This is a genomic window from Actinoalloteichus spitiensis RMV-1378 (assembly GCF_000239155.1).
GTDB lineage: Bacteria > Actinomycetota > Actinomycetes > Mycobacteriales > Pseudonocardiaceae > Actinoalloteichus_B > Actinoalloteichus_B spitiensis.
Window position 1 is genome coordinate 1 of the sequence record NZ_AGVX02000426.1, and the last position, 10776, is coordinate 10776.

10 protein-coding genes are annotated in these 10776 nt (G+C 72.4%); 7 read left to right on the plus strand and 3 right to left on the minus strand.

Going from position 1 to position 10776, the window contains the following annotated elements; translation table 11 throughout:
* Both ACTIDRAF_RS0218300 and ACTIDRAF_RS0218305 read left to right on the plus strand, forming a co-directional pair.
* Nucleotides 1-313: hypothetical protein (locus ACTIDRAF_RS0218300; protein WP_016700177.1), on the plus strand; the 313-nt coding region annotated here is incomplete at its 5' end.
* A 90-nt stretch (nt 314-403) separates the two neighbouring features.
* Entirely contained in the window at nt 404-1834 is a 1431-nt protein-coding gene (locus ACTIDRAF_RS0218305; RefSeq protein WP_039788044.1) for an aldehyde dehydrogenase family protein, read from the plus strand.
* 99 nt (nt 1835-1933) lie between these two features.
* Here ACTIDRAF_RS0218305 and ACTIDRAF_RS0218310 read toward each other — a convergent pair whose 3' ends face one another.
* A complete protein-coding gene (locus tag ACTIDRAF_RS0218310; protein WP_085944865.1) occupies nt 1934-3334 on the minus strand; it encodes an amidase in 1401 nt (466 codons plus the stop codon).
* Between the two features lie 12 nt (nt 3335-3346).
* Nucleotides 3347-4324, minus strand: a complete 978-nt coding sequence (locus tag ACTIDRAF_RS0218315) for a D-2-hydroxyacid dehydrogenase (protein WP_016700180.1) — start codon at nt 4322-4324, stop codon at nt 3347-3349.
* Nucleotides 4325-4567: 243 nt separating this feature from the next.
* On the opposite strand from ACTIDRAF_RS0218315, the gene ACTIDRAF_RS0218320 reads away from it, so the two are divergent.
* The 4 genes from ACTIDRAF_RS0218320 (at nt 4568) to ACTIDRAF_RS0218335 (ending at nt 7431) form a co-directional block, all read left to right on the plus strand.
* Entirely contained in the window at nt 4568-5062 is a 495-nt protein-coding gene (locus ACTIDRAF_RS0218320) for a DUF3830 family protein (RefSeq protein ID WP_016700181.1), read from the plus strand.
* A gap of 13 nt (nt 5063-5075) precedes the next feature.
* Entirely contained in the window at nt 5076-5834 is a 759-nt protein-coding gene (locus tag ACTIDRAF_RS0218325; RefSeq protein WP_016700182.1) for a maleate cis-trans isomerase family protein, read from the plus strand.
* A gap of 145 nt (nt 5835-5979) precedes the next feature.
* Nucleotides 5980-6708, plus strand: coding sequence for a maleate cis-trans isomerase family protein (locus ACTIDRAF_RS0218330; RefSeq protein WP_016700183.1), 729 nt, complete (start codon nt 5980-5982; stop codon nt 6706-6708).
* Between the two features lie 42 nt (nt 6709-6750).
* Nucleotides 6751-7431, plus strand: a complete 681-nt coding sequence (locus tag ACTIDRAF_RS0218335; RefSeq protein ID WP_016700184.1) for a GntR family transcriptional regulator — start codon at nt 6751-6753, stop codon at nt 7429-7431.
* A gap of 273 nt (nt 7432-7704) precedes the next feature.
* On the opposite strand, the gene ACTIDRAF_RS0218340 is transcribed toward ACTIDRAF_RS0218335, so the two are convergent.
* A complete protein-coding gene (locus ACTIDRAF_RS0218340; RefSeq protein WP_016700185.1) occupies nt 7705-9195 on the minus strand; it encodes an NAD-dependent succinate-semialdehyde dehydrogenase in 1491 nt (496 codons plus the stop codon).
* Between the two features lie 94 nt (nt 9196-9289).
* Between ACTIDRAF_RS0218340 and ACTIDRAF_RS0218345 the strand changes: the two genes are divergently transcribed.
* On the plus strand, nt 9290-10546 hold the full coding sequence (locus tag ACTIDRAF_RS0218345) for an aspartate aminotransferase family protein (RefSeq protein WP_016700186.1): 1257 nt from the start codon (nt 9290-9292) through the stop codon (nt 10544-10546).
* Nucleotides 10547-10776: the final 230 nt, after the last annotated feature.

Consider the following 10776-nt stretch of genomic DNA (forward strand, 5'->3'; position numbering starts at 1 on the left):
CCACGACGCGGTGCCGCCCGCCGAGATCGCGCAGGAGGTGGGCGAGGCCGCCCGTCAGCTGGGAGACCAGCTCGGCGACTCGAGCGCCCCGCACACCCTGGCCGACGTCGAGCGGATCGTCGACGGCCTGACGGGCGCCGTCGCCGGTGCCGCCGTCGGTCTGGACGGACTCACCCACTGGCTGCGCAGCACCGGATACGGTGGAGACCTCTCCGGGCACGCCAGCGCGGTCGCCGAGCGCCTCGCCCACGCCGGGGACGACCTGGCGATCTTCGCGGAGGCGGTGCGCAAGGCGGCGGGCGGAACGGAGTAGGAGGGCCCGTCCGCACGGGCGGGAGCGCGGGCCCGGACGACGCGACACGTGCCTGAGGCGGGTGTGGGCCCGCGTGCGGAGGGGTGTGCGGTGGAACTCCCAGCGAGTGTGGCCAACTTCGTCGCCGGTGAGGCGACCGGCGTGGAGGGAACCGAGCGGACCACGCTCGTGGACCCCAGCAGCGGAGCCGAGTTCGGGTCAGCGCCGATCAGCCGGTGGAACGACGTGGACACGGCCATGCGCCGCGCCGAGAACGCGCACACCGGGTGGGCCGCGACCACTCCCCAGGAACGCCAGCGCGCTCTCCTGCGGTGGGCCGACCTGGTGGAGGGAGCCGCCGACGAGTTCGTCGCGGCCGAGTGCGCCAACACGGGCAAGCCGGCCCGCCAGGTCGCCGAGCGGGAACTCCCGCTCGCCGTCGAGCACATCCGGTTCTTCGCCGGAGCCGCCCGCGTCCTCGACGGCGTCGCCGCTGGCGAGTACCAGCGGGGGCACTCCTCCCTGCTGCGCAGCGAGCCGCTCGGCGTGTGCGCGCACATGATGCCGCACAGCCACCCGATGTTCCTGGCCGCGGCGGGTGTGGCGCCGGCGCTCGCGGCTGGCAACGCGGTGGTCCTCAAACCCGCGGAGACGACCCCGTTGACCAGCGTGATGCTGGCCGAGCGGGCCGCCGAGGCCCTGCCGCCCGGGGTCCTCAACGTGATCTGCGGTGACCGGGACACCGGGCGGGCCATGGTGGCGCACGAGGTCCCCCGCCTGGTGTCGCTGACCGGGGCGGTGCGCTCCGGCATGGAGGTCGCGGGTTCCGCCGCGGCGGACCTGAAGCGTGTCCACCTGCGGCTGGGTGGGAAGGCACCCGCGCTGGTGTTCGAGGACGTCGACGTTCCCCTGGTCGCCGCCGAGCTGGCGAGGGCGGCCTTCGCGAACGCGGGGCAGGACTGCCTGGCCGCGGCCCGCATCCTGGTGGCCGACGAGATCTACGACGAGCTGGTCGCGGCGTTCGTGCACGAGGTGCGTGGCCTGCGCGTCGGCCCGCCCAGCGTACGGGACGCCTTCTACGGTCCGCTGAACAACGAGAACCAGGTCGAGCAGGTCGAGGGGGTGCTCGACCGCCTCCCCGAGCACGCCACGGTCCTCACCGGCGGCGTTCGGTCCGACCAGCCCGGGTACTTCTTCGAGCCCACCGTCGTCGCCGGCGTCGACCAGGACGACGAGACCGTGCAGAACGAGATCTTCGGGCCGGTGGTCACCCTCCAGCGGTTCACCGACACCGACCAGGCGGTGGGCTGGGCCAACGGCGTCCGGTACGGCGGTGCCGCGAGTGTGTGGACCCGCGACCACGGCAGGGCGGTGCGCCTGTCGAGCCTGCTCTCCTTCGGGTGTGTCTGGATCAACAACCACGGCAGCGTGGTGGCCGAGATGCCGCAGAGCGGGTTCCGCCACTCCGGGCACGGCACCGGGATCTCCCGGCACGGCCTGGACGACTACACCCGCTTCAAGCACGTCATGAGCCGCCTCTGACCACGCCGGGGGAGGGCCACGACAAGGCGGTCCCGCAAGACGGGCGCCCCTGAGCCGGGCGGGGGACTGGACGCCCGCCCGCGGCCGGCCCCGGGCTGGTCAGACGAGCGGTGGGCGGCGGTCCCGCCAGGGACGCGCCCCCTCGAAGGCGTGGCACGCGGCGAGCACCCGGTGGTCGGTGTACCGGCCGCCCACCACCTGGAGGCCCACCGGCAGGCCGTCGGAGGTGAACCCGCACGGCACGCTGGCCGCCGGCTGCTGGGTCATGTTGAACGGGTACGTGAACTGGCACCAGCTCGTCCACCGGTCACCCGGCCACCCGGGCGGTACCTCCAGCCCCGCCTCGAACGGCGGGATGGGCATGGTGGGTGTCAGCAGCAGGTCGTAGCGTTCGTGGAACCGGCCCATCACCGCGCCCAGGGCCGCTCGCCTGGCGATCGCGTCGAGGTAGTCGCCGGCCGAGTACGCCGCCGCGCGCTCGGTGATCTCCCGGAGCCCGGGGTCGAGTTCCGCCCGCTGCTCCGAGGTGAGGTGCTCGACCGACTTGGCGGCGCCGGCGAACCACAGCGTGTGGAATTCGGCGACGGGGTCGGTGAAGCCGGGGTCGACCTCCTCCACCTCGGCTCCCAGCTCCTCGAACACCCGGGCGGCCGCCGCGACCAGCGCGCTGACCTCCGGGTCCACCCGCACGTACCCGAGTGTCGGGCTGAACGCGATCCGGAGGCCGGAGACGCCGGAGTCCAGGCTCTCCAGGAAGGACGTGGCCGGCGGGGGGACGGTCGACCAGTCCCGCGTGTCGGGGCGGGCGATCACGTCGAGCAGCAGGGCGGCGTCGGCGACGCTGGTGGTCATCGGCCCCACGTGCGCCAGCGTGCCGAACGGGCTCTGCGGGTGGTGCGGGACCCAGCCGTAGGTGGGTTTGTGCGCGAACACCCCGCAGAAGCTGGCGGGGATGCGGACCGAGCCGCCGCCGTCGGTGCCCACGGTCAGCGGCGCCATTCCGAGCGCCACGGCCGCGGCACCGCCTCCGCTCGACCCTCCCGCCGTGCGCGCGGTGTCCCAGGGGTTCCGCGTCACGCCGTAGAGGGGGCCGTCGGTGACACCCTTCCAGGCCAGCTCGGGGGTGGTCGTCTTCCCGACCAGCACCGCGCCCTGCTCCCGGAGCCGGGCGACGCTGGGGCCGTCCTCCGTCCAGGACTGCGCCGGGGAGACGCTCCGCGAGCCGCGCAACGTCGGCCAGCCCGCGGTCAGCAGCACGTCCTTGATCGAGGTGGGCACCCCGTCGACCAGACCGGTCGGCGTGCCCTGCGCCCAGCGTTCGGTGGACTCCTTGGCCGCCCTGGTGGCCTGCTCGGGGTCCACCAGGCAGAACGCGTTGACCTCGGGATCGACCCGCTCGATCCGCTCCAGCACCGCCGCCGTGGCCTCGGTCGGGGACAGCTCCCCGGTCCGGAAGGCGGAGAGCATCTCCACCGCGGTCAGATCCGCCGCACTAACCACCACTGACCTCCATCACGTCGTCGAGACGTACCCGAGCCGCTTGTCGACGACGTTGCGCGGCTCCTGTCCACCGAGGACACGTCGCAGGTTGTCGCCGAACAGCTCGACCAGTTCGTCCCGCCATCCCACCACGTCGCCGGACATGTGGGGAGAGACGATCACGGACGGGGCCGACCACAGGGGGGAGTGCGCGGGCAGCGGTTCCTCCTCGAAGACGTCGAGGGCCACTCCGCCGATCGCCCCGGCGACCACGGCCTCCTCCAGGGCGCGCTGGTCCACCAGCGGGCCACGTCCCACGTTCACCAGGACACCCTCGGGCCCGAGCGCGGCCAGTTCTCGCGCTCCCACCAGGCCCCGGGTGGCCTCGGTCAGCGGGGCGGCGAGCACGAGGTGGTCGGCGTCGGGGAGCAGGGCCGCCAGTTCGCTCGACGGGTGTACCCGGCCGAGGTCGGGGTCGGAGTCCCTGCCCCTCCGCCCGACTCCGGTCACGACGACCCCTGCCGAGGTGAGCAGCCTGCCGATGGCCCGTCCGATGGGGCCGGTGCCCACCACGACGGCGTGACTGCCGGCCAACCGGCGGGTCTCCCGGTGCCGCCACCGCCGTCGGCCCTGGAGCTGGAGGGTGGTGGGCAGGTCCTTGGCGAAGGCGAGCAGCAGCCCGAGGACGTACTCGGCCATGGGCTGGTCGAAGACCCCCCGCGAGTTGGTGAGCAGGACCTCGCTCTCGACCAGGGCGGGGAACATCATGCGGTCCACCCCGGCGCTGGCCGTGTGGACCCAGCGCAGGCGGTCGGCGCGGGACCAGTGCTCGGCCAGCGCGTCGGAGTTGAAGTCCCAGACGAAGAGCACCTCGGTGCCGGGCAGCAGCTCGGCCAGTTCCGCCGGCCCGTCGGCCGCCCGGACCTCGGCCGCCAGCGGGCGGACCGGGGCGAGGTCGGGTGGGACGTCCGACCCGTGCAGGACCGTGATGACCGGTGGGTGCGGAGACATCGCGGCGTGACCCCCTCACTTCGGCTGCCGGTGCCGGCGGCGCATTCGTCCGTTCGCCGTAAAGAGCCGACATGTCGGCGGTAGCCATTGACACGCTAGAAACCGCTCGTAGGATTGTCAACAATCCGCACAGGCACCACGGGGTACACCGCAACGGGCACGCGGAGACCACGACGAGACAACGCCGGTCGTCGCGCACCACCTCCCAACCGAGTCCCGTCTCCACCGCCCGGAGGTTCTGGTATGCCGAAGTACATGTCGATCGAGCTCGCGAAGCGCGGAGTGTCCTGCGTCGCCGAACTGCTCGAGAAGGACGCCCCTCGTACCTGCGCGGCCGTCTGGGAGGCGCTGCCCCAGTCCGGGGACATCCACCACGCCAAGTACGCGCGCAACGAGGTCTACACGATGGTGCCCCACTTCGCCGAGGTGGAGCCGGGACTGGAGAACCCGACGGTCACGCCGATCCCGGGGGATGTCGTGTACTTCGCCTTCCCCGGAGGCATGCTCGACCGGGACTTCAAGGAGGAGAAGGGCATCGACCACCTGCCGGGGGTGATCGACCTCGCGATCTTCTACGGGCGCAACAACCTCCTGCTCAACGGCGACGTGGGCTGGGTGCCCGGCAACGTGTACGCCACCATCGTCGAGGGCCTGCCGTTGATGGCCGAGGCGTGCCACGACGTGTGGAGATCCGGCAGCATCGGCGAGCGGCTCATCTACCGGCGCCACGCGGGTTGACGGTGGGTCCGAAGTGCCGCCCGAGGGTCTCGGGGCTGTCGGCGGTCCATTCCTGCACGACGGGATCGGCGTCGTCGCCCCCTTCGATTTCGCGCTCGACCGCGAGTTGTGGCGGTGGGTTCCTCCCGAGGCGACCCTCCACCTGACCCGGGTGCCGTTCGTCCCGGTCCCGGTGACGGTGGAGATGGCCACGATGATCAGCGACGAGGAGGCCGTCCACCGTGCCGCCCGCGACCTGCTCGCCCCCGAGCCGAAGGTGCTGGCCTACGCCTGCACCTCGGGGAGTTTCGTCAACGGCGCGCGGGGGGAACACGCCCTGACCTCGATCATGCTCGAGGCCGGCGCTCCGGCGGCCGTCACCGCCTCCGGAGCGCTGGTCGAGGCGTTGTCCGTGCTCGGGGTCTCCCGCCTCGCGGTGGCCACCCCCTACGTGGACAGCATCAACGAACGCCTGGTCTCGTTCCTGGACGAGTTCGGCGTGCGTGCCGTGTCCTGCCAGGGGCTCGGGTTGTTGGGCCAGATCTGGAAGGTCTCCTACCAGGAGGTCGTCGAGATCGTCCGGCTCGTCGACCGGCCGGACGCCGAAGCCGTCTTCGTCAGCTGTACCAACGTGCCCACCTACGATGTGATCCCCCTGCTGGAGCGCATCCTCGGCAAGCCCGTCCTGACCGCCAACCAGGTGACGATGTGGGGTGCCCTCCGCCTGTTGGGGCGGAGCGCGGCGGCCGAGGACCAGCGGTTGATCCGCTCCAGTCACATGTCGGCCGCCTGATCCGGGCGACCCGGCACCGCGAAGTGTAGGATTGTCGACAATTCCCGTGGTGGGTGTCATTCCCCTCGGAACGACACCGGGTGTCGGCAGCTGGAGACCACCCGTCGCCCCGGAGGGGCGCGTCGAGACAACCGGAGGTGCGTTCGTGACCGTGACGGTCGGCATTCTCTACCCGGGGTACAGCGCCGAGGACGACTACCCGAGGCTGGAGGACCAGCTGGGAGGCGGAGTGCGGCTTCCCCTGGTGCACACCCTGATGCGCGAGGACGCCCATCGGGTCGACGCCCTGCTCGACGTCGGAGGCGAGGACGTCCTCGCCGACGGTGCCGCCCTGCTCGCCGAGCACGCCCCCGACGCGGTCGTGTGGGCCTGCACCTCGGGGAGCTTCGTCTTCGGGTGGGAGGGAGCCCACGCGCAGGTGGAGAAGCTCGCGGTGGCGGCGGGCGTCCCCGCCTCCAGCACCTCGTTCGCGTTCGTCCGGGCCGCCCGGGCACTCGGGATCGGCCGGGTCGCCGTGGCGGCGACCTATCCCGCCGACGTCGCGGAGCGGTTCGTGGAGTTCCTCGGCCGCGCCGGGGTGCGGGCGCTCAGCCTCACGAGCAGGGGCATCGTGACGGCGGCCGAGGTGGGGACCCTGGGGGAGGACGACGTCCTCGACTTCGTGGCGGCCAACGACCACGCCGACGCCGAGGCCGTCCTGGTGCCCGACACCGCCCTGCACACCGCGAGGCTGCTGGACCGGCTGGACGAGCGGCTCGGGAAACCCGTGCTCACCGCCAACCAGGTGAGCGTGTGGGAAGGACTGCGGTTGGCCGGGCGGACGGCCACCGCCGGGCTGGGGGCGCTGTCCAGATCCCAGCCTGTCACGCAGTGAGGCCGGGCGGGGACGACCGCCCGGTGGGGAGGAGAGGGTGACGTGGTCAGCCTGACGGAGGACACGACACCGGGCGGAATCGCGCCACTCGCGCGCAGGTCCACGGCGGAGATCGTCGCGGAACGGCTGCGGGAGGCCATCATGCACGGCGGACTCGCGCCGGGCAGCCAACTGGGCGAGATCGACCTGGCCAACCGGCTGGGTGTGAGCCGTGGGCCGCTGCGCGAGGCCATGCAGCGGCTGGTGCAGGAGGGGCTGCTGCGCAGCGAACCGCACCGGGGCCTCTTCGTCAGCACCCTGGACGAGGAGGAGATCAGGGACGTCTACACGGCCAGGCTGGCGGTGGAGGGAGCGGCCTGCCAGCTCATCATGCGGGGCGACCGCGCCCTCGCCGTGGCGGAGCTGACCTCCGCCCACCAGCGGATGGTGGCCGCTGCGGCGGCCGACGACCGGGTCGCCTTCAGCGACGCGGACCAGCTGTTCCACCAGCGGTTGGTCGCCGTGTCGGGGAGCCAGCGGCTGGAGCGCATGGCGCAGACCCTGCTGGTGGAGACGAGGATGTGCCTCACCGCGCTCCAGGAGACCTACCGACCGTCCGGGGACACCGTCGAGGAGCACCGCCTGCTGGTGGACGCCATCGAACAGGGGGACGAACAGCTGCTGTTGGAGCGGCTGGAAGCCCACATGACCGAGGCCGTGGAGCGTCTGACGAGCGCGTCCTGAGCTTCGCCGGTGGTCTGGCCGAGCCCTGCTCGAACGTCCGGCCCCGCGCCGCCAGGCCGATACCCCTGTGGCCATGCCGGGGCCACACCCCGAGGAGCTCCTCCTCGAGCCGGGGCGGAACGCGCACCGGGGGCGACCGGGCTGGCAGGCCAGGACGAGTGACGACCGGTGGGAGCACGCCGAGGGAGGCCCGGCGGGGTCGCCAGGGCGGGGGCAGTCGGGGAGGGGACCCGGGCGGGAGGACAGCTGCCCGCCGTCAGGGTCCCCGCCCGCTCAGAAGCCGATGTTGACCAGCTTCGTCTCCAGGAACTCGTCGATCCCGGTGTGGCCGCCCTCGCGGCCGACACCCGAGTGCTTGATGCCCCCGAACGGCGCCGCCGGGTTGGACACCAGGCCCTGGTTCAGCCCCACCATGCCCGTCTCCAGGCCCTCGGCCATGCGCAGGCCCCTGGCGAGGTCCCGGGTGTAGACGTAGCTGACGAGGCCGTACTCGGTGTTGTTCGCGGCCGCCAACGCCTCCTCCTCGGTGTCGAACGTCGAGATCGGGGCCACCGGGCCGAAGATCTCCTCCGAGGACATCCGGGCCTCCCACGGCACGTCCCGCAACACCGTCGGGGTGAAGAAGTGGCCGGACCGCAGGCGTTCGTCGGTGGGCACGTCGCCGCCCACGACGACCCTGGCGCCCCGGTCGACGGCGTCCCGTACCAGGGTGAGGACCTTCTCCTGGGCCCTGGCGTCGATCAGGGGGCCGACCTGGGTGCTGTCCTCCACGCCGGGGCCGAGTCGCAGCGCGCTCATCCGCTCGGCCAGGCGTCGGCCGAACTCCTCCGCCACGCCCCGCTGGGCGTAGATGCGGTTGGCGGCGGTGCAGGCCTCACCCATGTTGCGCATCTTGGCGGTCATGGCACCGTCCACCGCGGCGTCGAGGTCGGCGTCGTCGAAGACGACGAACGGGGCGTTGCCGCCCAGTTCCATCGACACCCGGAGCACCTGTTGGGCGGACTGCTCGATGAGCCGGCGTCCCACCGCGGTGGAGCCGGTGAAGGAGATCTTCCGCGCCCTGGGGTCGCGGATGAGCGGCTCCACCACGCCACCCGCGTCCGTCGCCGGCACGACGTTGAGCACCCCGGGGGGCAGCCCCGCGTCCTTGAGGATCCCCGCCAGGGCCAGCATCGACAGCGGCGTCTGGTGGGCGGGTTTGATCACCATCGTGCAACCGGCGGCGATGGCCGGGCCGATCTTCCTGGTCCCCATCGCCATCGGGAAGTTCCACGGCGTGACGAAGATGCACGGGCCGACCGGTTGCCGCATGACCAGGAACCGGCTGGCCCCGTTGGGTGCGACCTGGTAGCCGCCGTCGATGCGGACCGCCTCCTCGGAGAACCAGCGGAAGAACTCCGCCGCGTAGGCGATCTCGCCGCGCGCGTCGGCGAGGGGCTTGCCGTTCTCCCTCGTCATCAGGACGGCCAGCTCCTCCTGGCGGCGCATGAGTTCCTCGAACGCCCGGCGCAGGACCTCCCCGCGTTCCCTCGGCGGGTGGGCCGCCCAGGAGGCCTGCGCGGCGACGGCGGCGTCGAGGGCCGCCGTCGCGTCCGCGGGCGAGGCGTCGGCCACCTCGCAGAGGAGTTCCCCGTTCGCCGGGTCCCGCACCTCGAAGGTGGCCCCACCCGTGGCCGGGACCCAGTCGCCGTCGATGAACAGGTCCTTCGGGGTGTGGGCGAGGAGATCGCCCCGTGCGGTGGCATGCTGCTGGGTAGCGGTCATGATCCCGACCTTCCCTCCGCGGATGTGGACATGCAACCGCTGGGATGGTTGCATGGACGATGATTGTCGACAATCCTACAGTGGGAGTGCGATCATGGCCCAGCTCTCTCCTCAGCTCAAGCAGGCCACCCCGGTGCGAGCCGTGCGCGGCGCGGGGGTGTACCTCTACGACGCCGAGGACCGGCCCTACCTGGACTTCACCTCCGGAATCGGCGTGGTCAACACCGGGCACTGCCACCCGAGGGTGGTGGAGGCCGCGCAGCGCCAGGTCGGGAAGCTCATCCACGGCCAGTACACGACCGTGCTGCACGAACCGCTGCTCGAGCTCACCGAACGGCTCGGCGACGTCCTCCCGGCGGGGCTGGACTCGGTCTTCTACCTGAACTCCGGCAGTGAGGCGGTCGAGGCCTCGGTCCGGCTGGCGCGGCACGTGACCGGCCGGCAGAACATCGTGGTGTTCCAGGGCGGGTTCCACGGCAGGACGATGGGCGCAGCGGCCCTCACCACCGCCGGGACCAAGTTCCGCGCCGGTCTGGGCCCGCTCATGCCCGGCGCCGTCGTCTCGCCCTACCCCTTCGCCTACCGGTACGGCTGGTCGGAGGAGCAGGCGGTGGAGTTCGCCCTCCGCGAGCTCGACCACCTGTTCCGCACCGTCAGCGCACCGGCGGACACGGCCGCGCTCATGGTCGAACCCGTCCTCGGTGAAGGCGGGTACGTGCCGGCTCCCGCCGGGTTCCTGGCCGGGCTGCGGGAGCGGGCCGACGAACACGGCATCCTGCTCATCCTCGACGAGGTCCAGACGGGCTTCGGCCGCACCGGCCGGTTCTGGGGCCACGAGCACCACGGCGGGGTCCGTCCCGACATCCTCGTCACCGCGAAGGGCCTCGCCAGCGGCTTCCCGCTCTCGGCCATCGCCGCGCCCACGGGACTGATGAGCCAGGCGTGGCCGGGCTCGCAGGGGGGCACCTACGGCGGCAACGCGGTCGCCTGCGCCGCCGCCATCGCCACCCTGGAGGTGATCCGGAGCGAGGCCCTCGTCGAGAACGCCGGAGAGATGGGGCGCCGGCTGCTGGAGGGGACCAGGAAGATCGCCGTCGACCACGCCACGATCGGCGACGTCCGGGGCCTCGGCCTCATGATCGGCGTCGAGTTCACCGGAGCCGACGGGGAGCCCCGGCCCGACCTGGCGCAGCGGGCGCACCAGGAGGCCGCCGACCGGGGGCTGCTCCTCCTCACCTGCGGTGCCCACGGCAACACGGTGCGGATGATCCCCCCGCTGGTCGTCAATGCCGAGCAGGTGGACGACGCCCTGGGCCGGTGGGAGGAGGCGGTCCGGGCCGCCACCGCCTGAACGGGTCCACACCGGACGGCCGCCGCACACCGCCCCCGGGCACGGAAATGATCCAAACCGGTGTGGCCCAGGACACCGCTCGGTATTGTCGCGACTACGACGCGAGAGGGTCCCAGTTCGTGAGGATGTGAGTGCGGTGGTGAGGTCTGCGCGGCGGGCGGTGCGGTCCGGCTCCCTTCCGGTGCGCCGGCGGACCCCACCCCCGCCCGCCCGGCCCTCCTGGCGCGGGC